Genomic DNA, 15,226 nt, shown 5'->3' with positions numbered 1-15,226 from the left:
GACCGCGGCCGCTAGTGTGATCGGCAGAAGCCGACGAACGGCATGATGTCAGGAGGAGCGGCCGATGCGGAGCATCAGGATCGGCGCCGGAGCGGGCTATTCCGGTGACCGGATCGAGCCGGCCGTGGAGCTCGCGGCGAAGGGCGGCCTGGACTATCTCGTGTTCGAGTGCCTGGCGGAGCGCACGATCGCGCTGGCGCAGCAGGTGCGCATGAAGGATCCGGCTGCCGGCTATGATCCGCTGCTGGCGGCGCGCATGCAGGCCGTGCTGCCGATCTGCCGCGCCAACAACGTCCGTATCGTCACCAACATGGGCGCGGCAAATCCAATCGCCGCGGCCGAAGCCACCCGCACCATCGCGCGCCGGCTTGGACTGACGGGGCTGAAGATCGCGGCCGTGACCGGCGACGATGTTCTGGAGCCGTTGAAGACAGCGGATGTCGTGCTCGACACCGGCGACACGATCCGGGCCCTCGGCAATCGGGTCGTCTCGGCCAACGCCTATGTCGGGGCGGGCGCGATCGCGGAGGCGCTCGCGGCCGGCGCGGATGTCGTGATCACCGGGCGCGCCGCCGACCCGGCGCTCTTTCTCGGACCTCTGATCCACGAGTTCGGCTGGGCCCTGGATGATTGGGACCGGCTCGGGCAGGGCACCGTCGTCGGTCATCTGCTCGAATGTGCCGGCCAGATCACCGGCGGCTATTTTGCTGATCCCGGACTCAAGGACGTTCCCGATCTCGCCCGGCTCGGATTCCCGATCGGCGAGGTGCGCGAGGATGGCGAATTGATCGTGACCAAGGTCGCGGGCTCCGGCGGCTGCGTCACGCCGGCGACCGTGAAGGAGCAGCTGCTGTACGAGATCCATGATCCCCAGCAATATTTCCAACCCGACGTCGTGGCGGATTTCTCGCAGGTGACCGTCGAGGAGCTTGGTCCGGACCGGGTCAGGGTGGTCGGCGGCCGCGGCCGGCCGAAGACGGGACTGTTGAAGACCTCGGTGGGCTATCTCGATAGCTATGTCGGCGAGGGGCAGATCTCCTATGCCGGCCCTGGCGCAGTCGCGCGTGGCCGCCTCGCGCTCGATATCGTCCGTGAGCGCCTCGCACTCATCGGCGTGGCGACGAGCGAGCTGCGCTGCGACCTGATCGGGATGAATGCGCTGCATGGCGACGATCGCGGACAAGTCGCCGAGCCCTACGAGGTGCGCGTTCGCGTCGCCGGGCGGACCGAGACGATGGCGGAGGCGGTCCGCATCGGCAACGAGGTCGAGACGCTCTACACCAATGGCCCGGCCGGCGGCGGCGGCGCCTGGAAATCGGCGCGCGAGGTGATCGCCGTCGTTTCCTGTCTCGTTCCCGAGGACGTGCCGCAGCTCTGCGTCGGCATGCTGGTGGCTTGAGCTTTCGAGGGCTTCACGGATCGCTCCCGGCAGCGCAAGCTGGTGGTCATGGTTGCGATGCCTGAGAACAGCGAGAATTCAGTCCATGTATGACGTCATTGTCGTCGGCGGCGGCTCCGCGGGAGCGGCCGTCGCTGCGCGCCTGTCGGAAGACTCCCAGACGCGGGTCCTGCTGCTGGAAGCCGGCGCCGACTGGCGCGCGGACGACGCGCCGTGGGAGATCGTGACGCCCAATCCGATTCCGATCATCCATGATCGCGCCTTCCAGGAGAAATGGCAGTGGCCGCAGCTGATGTCCCGCCGCGTCGCCGGGCAGGACATGCGCTTCTACTGGCGTGGCAAAGGGCTGGGCGGCAGCTCGATGATGAACGGCCAGATCGCGATCCGCGGTGTGGCCGATGCGTTCGACGAATGGGCGGCCAATGGCTGCACGGGATGGTCGGCCAAGGACATCATGCCGCTGTTCGCGGTGATCGAGGACGATCTCGCATTCGGCGATCGCGAGGGGCACGGTCGCGGCGGCCCGCTTCCGGTCTACCGCGCACCGCCTGACAAGTGGGGCCCGATCGACCGCGGCTTGCGCGATGCTGCGCTGGCGAGCGGCTATCCCTGGTGCGACGATCTCAACGGGCCCGACGGCGAAGGCGTCGCCTGCTATCCGATCAACAGCCGCAACGGCCGCCGTATTTCCACCAATGAGGGTTATCTCGAGCCGGCCCGCGGCCGTTCGAACCTCGAGATTCGCGGCCGGGCGCTGGTCGATCGGCTCCTGATCAGCGACGGCAGGGCGACCGGCGTGCGCATCCACATCGAAGGTGAAGGCGTGAAAGACGTCGCGGCGCGCGAGGTCGTGCTGTGCGCCGGCGCCATCCATAGCCCCGCGATCCTGCTGCGCTCGGGGATCGGCCCCGCGGCGGATCTGCAGGCCATGGGGCTTACCGTCGTGCGCGATCTTCCCGTCGGCCGGCACTTCTTCGATCACCCGCTGTTCCGCACCACCATTCAGTTGCGCGAGGCGCTGCGTCCGACCGACCGCGACACGCGCCACACCAATTGCTGCGTCACCTACTCATCGGGCCTCGCCGACGGCGGCAAGCGCGACATGATCCTGATCGCGTTCAATCACCGCGGCATCGGGATCCCCGGCGCGATCGGCGCCGGCCTGTTCAACGCCTTGTCACGGGGCACGCTCAAGCTCGTCTCGACCGATCCGAGCGTGGATCCGATCGTCGAGGAGAACATGCTGGCTGATCCGCGCGACATCGCGCGGATGCGTGACGCGGTGAAGCGGCTGGCGCTGATCACGGTGCAGCCGGCGCTGCGCGACATCGCCGACTGGATTCGCCTCGGCGATACGGAGCTCACGCTGCCGCAGGCGGCGGCGCTGCCCGATGCCGAGCTCGACGCGCTGCTGCGCCAGGTCACCGGCGACATCCAGCACGCCGCGGGGAGCTGCCGCATGAGCGGCTTCAACGATGACGATGGCGTGGTCAATCCGGATGGCACCGCGAAGGGGATCGCGGGGCTTCGCGTCGCCGACGCCTCGATCATGCCGTCCGACTGTCGCGCCAACACCCACTTGACGACGGTGGTGATCGGCGAGGCGATCGCGCGGATGATGCGAACGAGCCGATAGGCGCTACGCGATCGCGAAGCGAAGCCCGGCGCGGGCGCGCCCGCCGGAGATCGCGATCGGGGTGCCGTCGGCGCGCCAGCACGCGGCCCCCGTCAGCGTGCCGTCGTCGCCGAACGCAATCGCATTCATGCCGCCGGCCACGACCGGCTCGCGCCTGATCTCGTGGCCGCGTGCGGCGAGCTCCCGCGCCACATGGTCGGGAAACGCCGGCTCGAGCTCGAGCACGCCGCCCTGCGTCCAGAGCCGCGGCGCCTCCACCGCCTCCTGCAGCGACATGCCGTGGTCGATCAGGTTGACCAGCGCCTGGAAGGCCGAGGGAAAGATGCGCAAGCCGCCGGGCAGGCCGAGCGCATAGCGCAAGCGGCCGTCGCGCAGCGCCATCATCGGCGCCATCGAGGTGAAGACGCGCTTGCCCGGCTGGATCGACAGCGCGCGGCCCGGATGCGGATCGAAATTGTACATGTAGTTGTTGGCGGTCATGCCGGTGCCCGGGATCTGCACGCAGGCGCCGAACAGGCCGTTGATGGTCTGGGTCGCCGCGACGACGTTGCCCTCGGCATCGGCGACCGTGACATGGGTGGTGTTGGCGGACTCCGTCGGCGCAAGGCCCGGGCCGAAACTTCGGGCCCGGCTCATGTCGATCTGCGCCCGCCGCTCCGCGGCATAGACCTTCGACGTCAGCCGCTCGACCGGCACGTCGACGAAAGCGGGATCGGCGGTGGCGACCGCGCGGTCGGCGAAGGCGATCTTCAGCGCTTCGGCGAGCAGATGCACGCCATCGGCCGAACCGAAGCCGAGCCCGCCGACGTCGAAGCCTTCGAGGATGTTCAGCATCTGCACGATATGCACGCCGCTGGAAGACGGCGGCGGCGGGCCGATGATCTCATGGCCGCGATAGAAGCCGCGGATCGGCGCGCGCTCGATCACGCGGTACGCGGCGAGATCCGCTGCATCGATCAAGCCGCCGTTCTCCGCCATGTAGCTGGCCAGCGCGGCACCGAGCGCTCCGCCGTAGAGCGCCCCGGGTCCCTGGTCCGCGATCAGATGCAGCGATGCCGCGTAGTCGCTCTGGATGACGCGCGTGCCGGCCTTCACCGGCGCGCCGCCGGGCAGGAACAGCGCGGCGAGACGCGGATCGCGCGCGAGATCGCTCGCGACCAGTCGCACGCAGTCGTTGAGATAGGGGCTCGCGATGAAGCCATGCTCGGCGAGCCGGATTGCCGGTGCCATGACCTCGGCCAGCGGCAGCCGGCCGTAGCGTTCCAGCGCCTCGCACCATCCCTTCAGCGCGCCGGGCACGGCGACCGCCAGCGCGCCGATGACATTGCGGCGGCCGCGGGTCTCGCGCGCCAGCGCGATCTCGTCGGAGACCGGATCATACATGCCGGGGTCAGCGCGCGACGGCGCGGTGCTCAGGCCGTCGAGCACGACGTGGCGGCCGTCGGCGAGGCGGATGTGCGACAGGCCGCCACCGAGAATTCCGACCATCATCGGCTCGACCACGGTGAGCGCAAACAGGGAAGCGACCGCGGCATCGATCGCATTGCCGTCGCGTATCAGCATCTCGGCGCCGGCGCTGGAGGCGAGCGGATGGTTGGTGACGACCATCCCGCGCGAGCCCGTCGCCGGCTGCTTCTCGCAGGTGAAGTCGGCGATGCGCCGTGTGGGCGAAGCCATTCGGGTCTCCTCTGTCGAACGGCGGATGCCGAGAGGTCGTTTTTCGCAATCCTGACCGATCCCTTGCGCAAGGGGAAGAGCGGCGCCCCAGTTCGACGAACTGATAAGTGCGTCACGCATGGCTCGGAGAGCATCGATCTCTCCCGCCGCGTTCTCATCGCCGCGCATCTGTGTTAGGCCTGCGCGCAGTTCCACTTTGCGAGCCCAGCTGATTCATGCCTCACTACGATCTGATCATTCGCGGCGGCCGCGTGCTCGACCCCGAAACGCAACTCGACGTCACCGCCGACGTCGCGATCAAGGATGGCGCGATCGCCGCCGTGGGCGACGTCACCGGAGCGGCGGATCAGGTCATCGATGCGGCCGGCCTTGCCGTCGTGCCCGGCTTCATCGATCTGCACGCGCACGGCCAGTCGCTGCCGGCGGACCGCATGCAGGCGTTCGACGGCGTCACCACGACGCTCGAGCTCGAGATCGGCGTCATGCCGGTGGCACGATGGTATGACGAGCAGGCGGCGATCGGCCGCCTTCTCAACTATGGCGCCGCTTCCGGCTGGGTGTTCGCGCGCATCGCGACGATGACGACGCAGCAGACCGCATCCAGCATCGCCGGCATGGGCGAGGCGATGCGCGACAAGCGCTGGGTCGAGGAGGTCGCGACTGCGGCCGAGACCGCGGAGATCGTCGAGCGCACCCGGCAGGGGCTGGAGCAGGGCGGCCTTGGCATCGCCTTCCCGAATGCGTATGCGCCCGGCACCGGCATGAAGGAGCTGTCGGAGCTGTGCAGCCTGGCTGCCAAGCAGAACGTGCCGACCTATACGCACATTGCCTACATGTCGAATGTCGATCCGCGCAGCTCGGTCGACGCCTATACGCGGCTGATCGGGCTTGCCGGCTCGACCGGTGCCCACATGCACATCTGCCATTTCAACAGCACCAGCCTGCAGGATGTCGAGCGCTGCGCCGAGCTGGTGCAGACCGCGCAGGCGCAGGGCCTCAAAGTCACGACTGAAGCCTATCCCTACGGGACCGGCTCGACGGTGGTCGGCGCCGGCTTCTTCGCCGATCCGGCGTTCTGCCAGCGCATGGGCACCGGCTATGACGCGATCGAGATGGTCGCCGAGCGTCATCGTCTCGGCAGCCGCGACGAATTGCTCGCGCGGCAGCAGGAAGATCCCGGCGCATTGGTGCTGATCCATTTCCTCGATGTCGCCGTCAACCAGCGCCACCGCGACCTGCTCGACGTCTCCGTGCTGTTTCCAGGGGGCGCCATCGCGTCGGACGCGATGCCGTGGATCCTGTCCAACGGCACGGACTACACCGGCGACGCCTGGCCGTTGCCGGACGACGCAGTGTCGCATCCGCGCTCATCGGCGACGTTTACCAAATTCCTGCGCGAATGGGTGCTGGACCGCAAGGCGGTGCCGCTGATGGAGGGCCTCGCCAAGTGCACGCTGATCCCGGCCCGGATTCTGGAACCATCGACGCCCGCGATGCGAAAGAAGGGACGGCTGCAGGCCGGCTGCGACGCCGACATCGCGGTGCTCGATCTCGCCAGCCTGCGCGACCGCGCCGACTTCCTCAACATGAACCGGCCGTCCGAGGGCGTGCGGCATCTGCTCGTCAATGGCCGCGCCGTCATCGCAAATGGTGATCTTGTTCGCGATGTCAGGCCGGGACAGGCGGTGCGCCGTCCGGTCCTGTCATGATCGTCCCGGTCCTGCTGGTTGCCGGATCGCTCGGCGCCGGCAAGACGACCCTGCTCAATCATCTGCTCGCCAACCCGGACGGGCGGCGCATCGCCGCCATCGTCAACGACTTCGGCACGGTCGACATCGACGCCCAACTGCTCGGCACTGTGACGGAGGAGGTGATCAGCCTGAAGAACGGCTGCATCTGCTGCTCGCTGCAGGGCGACCTGCTGCGCACGCTGTCGTCGGTCATCAAGCGCGATCCGGCCCCGGATGCGATTGCGATCGAGACCTCGGGCATTTCCGATCCGGCCGAGATCATTCGCAACCTGATGGATCCCGTGATCTTCAAGGTCGCGCCGCTGGAGACCGTCGTCACGCTGGTCGATCCGCAGCGGCTGCGCGACGATCCTGAGATCGAGCACGACGCGCTGTGGCGCTCGCAGCTGCGCGCCGCCGATTTCGTGCTGCTGAGCAAGGCCGACCTGCTCGACCGCGCCGCCCTCGACGAGGTCCGCGCCGTCGTGGGCCGCACCAAGCCGCAATCGGCGATCTTCGAGATCGCCCATGGCATCGTCGCGCCGGACCTGCTGTTCAGCCGCGACATTCGAGCGCCGCGAGAGCTGCCCAAGCAGGTGCCGACGATGTCGCAACCTTTCGCAACCCTGACTTGGACCTCCCAGGCCCCGCTGTCGCTGGCCCGCTTTCAGCAGGTGATCGGAAAGCTCGCGCCGCGCACGCTGCGCATCAAGGGCATCCTGCTGTTCACCGACCATCCGGGACAGCCGATCCTGTTTCAGTCGGTGGCGACGCGCGGCACGTTGGCGCCATCGCCGGTGCCGCCCGCGGACGGCCTCACGGCCCAGCTCGTGCTGATCGGACGCGAAGGTGAGCTCGACGCCGCCGAGATCGACGCACTGCTGCGCGAGATGGTCGTCGTTTGAGATCGAAGGGCGCGCGTCAGCTCGCCTGCCGCAATGCGCCGTCGGCGGCTTCGGCCCAGGTGCAGCAGCCGCCCCCGGCGCGCTTGGCGGCGTAGAGCGCGCTGTCGACCTCGCGCAGCACCTCGTCCATGGCCTCGTCCGTGAGCGGCCGGTCGTTCACCAGCAGGCCGGCGCTGGCGCCGATCACCACGGGGATGTCGGACAGCAGGAACGGCATCGATAGCGAGCGGACCGCCTCGCGCGCGAGCCCCAGCGCCTCGTCGCGTCCGTTCGCGCCGCGCGCGACCGGCCTCAGCAGCATGAACTCGTCACCGCCGAAGCGCGCGGCGAGGCCGCCCGGGCCGACACAGCTCGACAGCCGGGTCGCGACTTGCCGCAACAGCTCGTCGCCCGCGTGGTGCCCGTGGCGGTCGTTGACAGGTTTGAAACCGTCGAGGTCGATGGCAATGATCGCGATGGTCCCGACCGCGCGTTCAAGCGCGGCCAGGAAGGCGGCGCGGTTCGGCAGGCCGGTCAGGAAATCATGGTTGGCCTGGCGGGCCAGTGCGTGCTTGGCCTCGAGCCGTTCGATGAAAGCGGTGCTGAGATGACGCGATGCCTCGCGGATCGAAAACCAGAACAGCACCAGCAGAACGGCGCCGAGCTGATAGGGCAGCTCGGGGCGCATCAATCCGGCGATCAGCGTCGGGGCGAGCAGCACGGCGGTGGTCGTCAGCACGACCCACGGGCGGATCGCCGCGCGGGACACCATGCCGACGCAATAGGACATCGACAGGCCGAAGGCGATCCATGCGCCCGGAGCATCGTTGAGCTGGAACGCGCGAAAGGTGAGGGCCCCAAGCGCAAGGCCGAAGGCGGCGGCGCCCGCGGCGTAGACCTTCTCCCAGAGGATCACGTCGCGATCGGACAGGCGCCCCGCATATTGCTTGTAGCGCAGCAGGCTGACGACGCGACCGATGGCGTTGACGATGATCGCGAACGAGATCGCAATGTAGCCGGGATCGTCGTGCAGGACCGCAAGCGTGACAGAGCCGGTGATGGCGGCCGCATTGATCGACATGACCTGCGGCAGAGAGGTGTACAGGAGATCGACGAGCTCGCGCCGGATCGCCGGGTTCGGATGGATGAATCTGGAAAGCAGCCCGTGTCCCATGGGGACACCATGCGACACCTTTCCTAACAGTTGATGGGCTTGAACGATTCGCGCGACGAAGGTTCGAAGTTACCTTAAATCTTCGTCAATCCGTCAATCGCTCAAGGCGCGCGGCTGGGATCGGTGGTCGGATAGATCGGCGTCGCCGTCGACATTCGCGAGGGCATCGGCGCCGCCGCCGCCACTTTCGGCGCCTCGGCCTTCGGCGTTTCCGCCTTGATGTCGGATTTGGGCGGCTCGAGCTTCAGCGGCCGCAGCGGCTGACGCTTCGCCATCGCGTCGAGCACGGCGCGGTTGGTCTTCTCGATGCGCTTTGCGGCCGCGACGTCGGCAAAGGCGCGGTCGAACTTGCGCATGCGATAGAACACGATGCCGCGGTCGATATAGGCCTCGTGGTAACGGGGGTCGAGCTGGATCGCGGCGTCGAGATCGGCCAGCGCCGCCGCGAAATCGCCCTTCTGGAACGCGGCCATGCCGCGATCGTGACGGGCCTGGGCCTCGCTCGACGCCGTGCCGCCGGCGAGCATTGCATCTGCCGTGCATGGCGCGGTCGCGCCCGCCGCGCAGGGCGCACGCTCCTGCTCGGCCGAATAGACCACGTCCACCTTGCTGACCCGCAACGGCAGCGGCTCGGCGGGAGCGGAGGCATTGCTGCTCGACGCATTGCCGTTGCCGACCGTCGTGCCGGCAGCCGGGTCGCTGCCGGGATTCGCGGCCGCGTCGCTGGCCGTCGCCGCGTCAGTGAGGCTATCGATCGGCCTGGCGGGAACCTGGTTCGGCTTTACCTTGTTGGTCGCAACCACGATCGGCTCGAGCGGCGCGACGGATGCCGAGGACATGTGGGTGAATAGGAGGTAGCCCGTCAGCGCCAAGGCGGACGCGCCGGCCAGCGCCATCACGCCGGACGCGACTTTGTGCACCTTGGCGACGACGGCGAGCTTGGAATCCTGCCGATGCTCGTCCTGCGCGGCGCCGAGCAGCCGGTCATAGGCCGTGCGCTGCTCCTTGTCGCCAAGAATGTCGTTGGCGCGGATGATCTGTCGAAACCGCAGCGCGGCGTCCGGATCGCCGGGATTGACGTCGGGGTGGCTCTCTTTGACCGCTTTGCGGAAGGCCACCCGGATATCGTCAGCGTCATCGTCCGGAAGAGCTCCGAGTAAATCGTAAAGCGTCTTCATCGTCGTTCTCGCTGCAGGCTTCCCTCGTCTCCGATCGAAATTCCTACGGCGAATTTACGCTGGAGCACTCGTACTAACTGTTTCCGCTTGGCATGATGGTTGGTCAATCCGGCGGAAAAATGACTGAAAATGGCGAAGTTCGTAGCCATTTTTGCCGTGTTTGAGCCATCGCGCTCGTCCTTCCTCGTCATGGTGCGCGCAATCTCAGATTGAATCGCTGCTCTCTAGTCGCCTCCGCCGCCGGACCTTCCTCTATGGTGAAGAGAAAGTTTGAAGCCGGATTTAACGGGAGCTGATTGGCAGGTCAGTTATTTGCGACAACATGCGATTGCCGCAGCAGTGTGGCACCGCCGCTCACCCGCCCGCGCGAGCCAGGTTCCGTCAGGGCGGACGCCGTTTTTGGAAACGCTCCGTGCAGCGGAAGCCGCCCGCGATCAGGCGCCTGCTTGCGGAACCAGCGGCGCGGCCGCTATACCGGCCGCATGACTGAATTTCATGGTGTCTTTCCCTACCTGGCCTCGCCGATCGGCGCGGATGGCACGATCCGTACGGAGGTGCTGGGGCGTCTGTGCGACGACCTGATCCATGCCGGTGTGCACGGCCTGACGCCGCTCGGCTCCACCGGTGAGTTCGCCTATCTCGATCGTGCCCAGCGCATGGCCGTCGTGGAGACGACCATCGATGCGGCGCAGGGCCGCGTTCCCGTGATCGCAGGCGTGGCCTCGACCGCGATCGCTGACGCGGTGGCGCAGGCCAAGGCTTACCAGAAGCGCGGCGCAACCGGCATCCTGGCGGTGCTCGAAGCCTACTTCCCGGTCAACGACGCCGGCATCGAGGCGTATTTCCGGGCGATTGCCGATGCGGTCGACGTTCCCATCGTCATCTACACCAATCCCCAGTTCCAGCGCTCGGACCTGTCGCTCGATGTCATCGCGCGCCTCGCCGAGCATCCGCGCATCAACTACATCAAGGACGCGTCCACCAACACCGGCCGGCTGTTGTCGATCATCACTCGCTGCGGCGACGCCATCAAGGTGTTCGCTGCGTCCTCGCACATTCCGGCGGCGGTGATGCTGATCGGCGGCAAGGGCTGGATGGCCGGGCCGGCCTGCATCATCCCGCGCCAGAGCGTCGAACTCTACAATCTCTGCAAGGCGTCCCGCTGGGACGATGCGATGCTGCTGCAGAAGAAGCTGTGGCGCGTCAACGAGGCCTTCGCCCGCTTCAACCTCGCGGCCTGCATCAAGGCCGGCCTGTCGATCCAGGGCTACGACGTCGGCGATCCCGTGCCGCCCCAGGCCCCGCTCACGCTCGAGCAGCGCAAGGTCGTCGAAGAGGTCCTCAGCAGCCTGGGGTAATGCCAAGATCCTTACTGCCGTCATGGCCGTGCCGACCCGGCCATCCATGCCGAGCGGAAACGAAGTCGTGGATGCCCGGGCCCAGCCCGGGCATGACAGTGTGGTATGCCGCACCAGCACAATCACGGCTTGGCCAGCGGAACTGCGATCCGCTAAAACGCATGCAATTGCATTTGAACTGACCAAGGACTGACGAATGAACATTCTTCCCAACAATATGCGGTTTGGTGCGGGGCAGCCCGTCAAGCGTCTGGAGGATCAGCGGCTGCTGACCGGGAAGGGACAGTTCATCGACGACAAGGCGGAGGACGGCGCGCTCTGGCTCTACGTGCTGCGCTCGCCGCATGCCCATGCGAAGATCGTGTCGATCGACACCGCCGCCGCCCGCGAGATCGCCGGCGTGCAGGCGATCTATACCGGCGCGGACCTCGTCGCCGACGATGTCGGCACCATTCCGACATTGGCGATCTTCAAGCGTCCCGACGGCAAGCCGATGACGGTGCCGCCGCGCCGCCTGCTGGCGCACGAGATCGTCCGCTTCACCGGCGAAGCGGTCGCCGCCGTGGTCGCGACCTCGCGCACGATCGCGCAGGAAGCGGCGGAAGCGATCGTCGTGGACTACGAGGTGCTGCCGGCGGTGACCGATCCGCTGAAGGCGCTCGAGCCGGGTGCGCCCGTCGTCTGGGCCGAGGCGCCGGACAATATCGTTGCCGCGATGAGCTATGGCGATGCCACCAAGGTGGAGGAGGCCTTCTCCAGCGCTGCGCACAAAGTGTCGCTCGACATCACGAGCCAGCGCCTGGTGCCCTCGGCGATGGAGCCGCGCTCGACCATTGCCGAGATCGAGAAGAAGACCGGTCGGCTGTTGCTCCATGTGCAGTCGCAGACGCCGGCCTCGACCCGTGACGTGCTTGCGGAAGCCGTGCTGAAGCGGCCGAAGGAAAGTGTGCGCGTGCTGGTCGGCGACATCGGCGGCGGCTTCGGCCAGAAGACCAACCTCTATCCGGAGGACGGCATCGTCGCCTATGCCGCGACCAAGCTGGCCAAGAAGATCCGCTGGCGCGCCGAGCGGACCGACGAGTTCGTCGGCGGCACGCATGGCCGCGATCTCACCTCGACGGCCGAGTTCGCGCTCGATGCCAAGGGCAGGGTGCTGGCCTATCGCGTGCGCTCGATCGGCGCCACCGGCGCCTACTCGTCGGGCGCGGCCAACATCATTCCGCTGGTGCTGGGGCCGTTCGTGCAGACCGGAGTCTATGACCTGCCGCTGGTGCATTTCGAGGTCAAGACCGTGATGACGCATACGGCGCCGGTCGGCGCCTATCGCGGTGCCGGACGCCCCGAGGCGGTCTTCATCGTCGAGCGGCTGTTCGATGCGGCCGCGCGCCAGATCGGGATCGATCCGCGCGCGATCCGCAAGGCGAACTATATCAAGCCGGCGCAGCTGCCCTACACCAACGCGGTCGGACAGGTCTATGATTCCGGCGCCTTCGCCCACATGCTGGAGCGCGCGTCCAAGCTTGCCGATTGGGACGGCTTCAACGCGCGCAAGCGCGAGGCGAAGAAGCGTGGCATGCTCTACGGCCGCGGCCTGACCAGCTATATCGAATGGACCGGCGGCCGCGCCCACACCGAGAAGGTGTCGCTGCACGCGACCTCCGAGGGCCGCGTCATCCTGCATTCCGGCACCATGGCGATGGGGCAGGGGCTGCAGACCACCTACACCCAGATGATCTCCGATACGCTCGGCATTCCCCTGGACAAGATCGACGTCGTGCAGGGCGACACCGATCTCGCCACCGGCTTCGGCAGCGTCGGCTCGCGCTCGCTGTTCGTCGGCGGCACCGCCGTGGCGGTGTCGTCAAACGATCTCATTACCAAGGCGCGCGAGAAGGCGTCGAACCTGCTGGAGACCGCGGTCGAGGACATCGAATATCGCGATGGCGTCCTGACGGTCGTTGGCACCGATCGCCGCATCAGCCTGTTCGAGATCGCCGGCAAGGAGAAGCAGGCCAAGCTCTCGGTCGACAGCGAGGGCGAGGTCGATGGTCCGAGCTGGCCGAACGGCACGCATGTCTGCGAGGTCGAGATCGATCCGGAGACCGGCATCAGCCGCGTGGTACGCTACACCACGGTCGACGACGTCGGCGTCGCGGTCAATCCGATGCTGGTCGCCGGCCAGATCCATGGCGGCGTCGCCCAAGGCATCGGCCAGGCGCTGTACGAGAACGTCGCCTATGATGCCGACGGCCAGCTCCTGACCGCGACCTATCAGGACTACTGCATCCCGCGCGCCGACGACGTGCCGCCGATCGTGGTCACCCTCGACGATTCTGCGCCGTGCCGCACCAACCCGCTGGGCGCCAAGGGCTGCGGCGAGTCCGGTGCGATCGGCGGTCCGCCCTGCGTCACCAACGGCGTGATGGACGCGCTGTTCGAGTTGGGCATCACCAACCTGCAGACGCCGCTGACGCCGGAGAAGGTGTGGCAGGCGATCTCCGAGGCGAAGGCGGCAAAGGCCAAAGCGTCGGCCTGAGCGAGCGCGCGGGACGCTCCCGCGCGGGACGCTCCCGCGTCGGACGTGCTCCTGTTGCGTCGCTCAACGCGCCGATCTGCGCCGAGCTGTTCGGTGACGAGGGCGGCGAGGGTTACGCCCGCATCTGGTCGCGCCCCTGCATGCGCAGCGGCGACTGATCTCGCTGCGTCATAGCCCGCCATTCCGGGGCAGCCCGTCAGGGCTGAATCCGGAATCTCGAGATTTTCGGTGCAATTGCGCCCTGAGGGGACGATGCTGTCGGATCGCCCCGCCGAGCCCGGCAAGATAACGATCTCATGCGAATCGTCGCGGCGCCGCGACCGCGAGCGACGATGATTGACCCAGATCAAGGTCGCCGACTTGCACTCGCCTCTAGATTGTATCCAACACAACGAGGAGCGCGACCATGCGGCGGTGTGCGGACGTGATGCGCGGGGCGATGGCTTTGGCAATGGTCGCGTTTGGATCATCTCTGGCGGACGCGTGTTCGCGCGTCCTCTGGGCCGATAATGGTCAGGCCGTTGTCACCGGGCGCAACATGGATTGGCCCGAAGACATGCGCACCGATCTCTGGGCCTTCCCGCGCGGCCTTGCGCGCAAAGGCGAGAGCGGCGACGACAACGAACTGAGCTGGACGTCGAAATACGGCAGCGTCGGCGGGGCGGTTTATAATCTGGCGATCGCCGACGGCATGAATGAAAAAGGTCTTGTCGCCAACCTGCTGTGGCTCTCCGAGAGCGATTACGGAAAGCGCGATCTCAAGCGCCCCGGCCTCGCGCTGTCGCTATGGGCGCAATACAACCTCGACAACTTTGCCACCGTTGCCGAGGCCGCGGCCGACATCGAAACCGGTCGCTATCAACTCATCACCGCCGGCATGCCCGGATACGCGACGGCGACCGTGCATCTGTCGCTTTCGGACGCGACGGGCGATTCGGCGATCATCGAAATCGTCGATAGCGGCAAGGTGCGCGTTCATCACGACCGCCGCTATCTGGTCATGACGAACTCGCCGCCCTTCCCCGAGCAGCTCGCCAATCTGAAAAAATACCACGTCTTTGGCGGCACCGAAGCGCTGCCGGGGACGAGCGAAGCGGCCGACCGCTTCGTCCGCGCCGCCTATTACATCCAGAACCAGACCAAGCCGTCGGACACCCGCCAGACCGTGGCCCGCATGTTGTCGGTCATGCGCAACGTGGCGCAGCCTTTCGTGCGGCCAGACCCGAAGCGGCCGGAGGCGTCGCATACGATCTGGCGGGCCGTCGCCGACTCAACCGACCGGCTCTATTTCTTCGAATCGACCCTCAGCCCGAACATCGTCTGGGTCAACTTGCCGCTCATCGACCTTTCCGTCGGCGCTCCGATCCGCAAGCTCGACCTGTCCGGGGCGGACAGCGATCTGGTCGGCGAGGTGAGCAGCCAGTTCAAGCCGGCCGCGCCGCTCGAATTCAAGAAAGGCGGCTCCTGACGGGGCGGAATCCTGAGGATAGATACAACGTCATCCTTATATCTGCGTTGTGGCGCTCGCACGCCGCGCGACATGATTGCGGGCGCTCGCCGTGCAGCCCTGCCACCGCACCGGGCCGGAAGCGCCGCGCCGTTTGTTAAGGACGGATTGTGGTGCATTGCAGCACTGAGGCTATGCGCCGGCGAT

General features: G+C 67.1%; 10 protein-coding genes. 7 read left to right on the top strand and 3 right to left on the bottom strand.

The window, feature by feature from the left end:
• Positions 1-64: 64 nt before the first annotated feature.
• Positions 65-1,399, top strand: a complete 1,335-nt coding sequence (locus tag QX070_RS01940) for an acyclic terpene utilization AtuA family protein (RefSeq protein WP_315734336.1) — start codon at positions 65-67, stop codon at positions 1,397-1,399.
• A gap of 85 nt (positions 1,400-1,484) precedes the next feature.
• Positions 1,485-3,035: a GMC family oxidoreductase gene (locus tag QX070_RS01935; RefSeq protein ID WP_315734333.1), complete on the top strand. Its 1,551-nt coding sequence runs from the start codon at positions 1,485-1,487 to the stop codon at positions 3,033-3,035.
• A gap of 3 nt (positions 3,036-3,038) precedes the next feature.
• On the opposite strand, the gene ggt is transcribed toward QX070_RS01935, so the two are convergent.
• Complete coding sequence (gene ggt, locus QX070_RS01930; RefSeq protein ID WP_315734330.1) at positions 3,039-4,712, bottom strand: gamma-glutamyltransferase; 1,674 nt, start codon at positions 4,710-4,712, stop codon at positions 3,039-3,041.
• A 215-nt stretch (positions 4,713-4,927) separates the two neighbouring features.
• Between ggt and QX070_RS01925 the strand changes: the two genes are divergently transcribed.
• Both QX070_RS01925 and QX070_RS01920 read left to right on the top strand, forming a co-directional pair.
• Positions 4,928-6,421: an amidohydrolase family protein gene (locus QX070_RS01925; protein WP_315734328.1), complete on the top strand. Its 1,494-nt coding sequence runs from the start codon at positions 4,928-4,930 to the stop codon at positions 6,419-6,421.
• Positions 6,418-7,347 (top strand): GTP-binding protein, encoded by a 930-nt coding sequence (locus QX070_RS01920; protein ID WP_315734326.1) that lies wholly within the window; start codon positions 6,418-6,420, stop codon positions 7,345-7,347. Before QX070_RS01925 ends, QX070_RS01920 begins: the two co-directional genes overlap by 4 nt.
• A 16-nt stretch (positions 7,348-7,363) precedes the next feature.
• Here QX070_RS01920 and QX070_RS01915 read toward each other — a convergent pair whose 3' ends face one another.
• Positions 7,364-8,500, bottom strand: coding sequence for a GGDEF domain-containing protein (locus tag QX070_RS01915; protein ID WP_315734324.1), 1,137 nt, complete (start codon positions 8,498-8,500; stop codon positions 7,364-7,366).
• Between the two features lie 101 nt (positions 8,501-8,601).
• The gene (locus QX070_RS01910; protein ID WP_315734322.1) at positions 8,602-9,678 is read right to left on the bottom strand and encodes a J domain-containing protein; all 1,077 of its coding nucleotides are present in this window, start codon (positions 9,676-9,678) and stop codon (positions 8,602-8,604) included.
• A gap of 482 nt (positions 9,679-10,160) precedes the next feature.
• Between QX070_RS01910 and QX070_RS01905 the strand changes: the two genes are divergently transcribed.
• The 3 genes from QX070_RS01905 (at position 10,161) to QX070_RS01895 (ending at position 15,040) form a co-directional block, all read left to right on the top strand.
• Complete coding sequence (locus tag QX070_RS01905) at positions 10,161-11,036, top strand: dihydrodipicolinate synthase family protein (protein WP_315734320.1); 876 nt, start codon at positions 10,161-10,163, stop codon at positions 11,034-11,036.
• A 196-nt stretch (positions 11,037-11,232) separates the two neighbouring features.
• Positions 11,233-13,572, top strand: coding sequence for a xanthine dehydrogenase family protein molybdopterin-binding subunit (locus tag QX070_RS01900; protein ID WP_315734318.1), 2,340 nt, complete (start codon positions 11,233-11,235; stop codon positions 13,570-13,572).
• A 406-nt stretch (positions 13,573-13,978) separates the two neighbouring features.
• On the top strand, positions 13,979-15,040 hold the full coding sequence (locus QX070_RS01895; RefSeq protein ID WP_315734316.1) for a linear amide C-N hydrolase: 1,062 nt from the start codon (positions 13,979-13,981) through the stop codon (positions 15,038-15,040).
• The last annotated feature ends 186 nt before the right edge of the window (positions 15,041-15,226 follow it).

The sequence above is a fragment of the Bradyrhizobium sp. SZCCHNR1093 genome, from assembly GCF_032381175.1.
Taxonomy (GTDB): Bacteria; Pseudomonadota; Alphaproteobacteria; order Rhizobiales; family Xanthobacteraceae; genus Bradyrhizobium.
The sequence above is the reverse complement of the archived record's forward strand: the minus strand, read 5'-3'. Positions and strand labels throughout refer to the sequence as shown.

Excerpts from the sequence above, each read along its gene's own strand:
- QX070_RS01940 (WP_315734336.1), top strand. The coding sequence starts at position 65 with ATGCGGAGCATCAGGATCGGCGCCGGAGCGGGCTATTCCGGTGACCGG.
- QX070_RS01935 (WP_315734333.1), top strand. The coding sequence starts at position 1,485 with ATGTATGACGTCATTGTCGTCGGCGGCGGCTCCGCGGGAGCGGCCGTC.
- ggt (WP_315734330.1), bottom strand. The coding sequence starts at position 4,712 with ATGGCTTCGCCCACACGGCGCATCGCCGACTTCACCTGCGAGAAGCAG.
- QX070_RS01925 (WP_315734328.1), top strand. The coding sequence starts at position 4,928 with ATGCCTCACTACGATCTGATCATTCGCGGCGGCCGCGTGCTCGACCCC.
- QX070_RS01920 (WP_315734326.1), top strand. The coding sequence starts at position 6,418 with ATGATCGTCCCGGTCCTGCTGGTTGCCGGATCGCTCGGCGCCGGCAAG.
- QX070_RS01915 (WP_315734324.1), bottom strand. The coding sequence starts at position 8,500 with ATGGGACACGGGCTGCTTTCCAGATTCATCCATCCGAACCCGGCGATC.
- QX070_RS01910 (WP_315734322.1), bottom strand. The coding sequence starts at position 9,678 with ATGAAGACGCTTTACGATTTACTCGGAGCTCTTCCGGACGATGACGCT.
- QX070_RS01905 (WP_315734320.1), top strand. The coding sequence starts at position 10,161 with ATGACTGAATTTCATGGTGTCTTTCCCTACCTGGCCTCGCCGATCGGC.
- QX070_RS01900 (WP_315734318.1), top strand. The coding sequence starts at position 11,233 with ATGAACATTCTTCCCAACAATATGCGGTTTGGTGCGGGGCAGCCCGTC.
- QX070_RS01895 (WP_315734316.1), top strand. The coding sequence starts at position 13,979 with ATGCGGCGGTGTGCGGACGTGATGCGCGGGGCGATGGCTTTGGCAATG.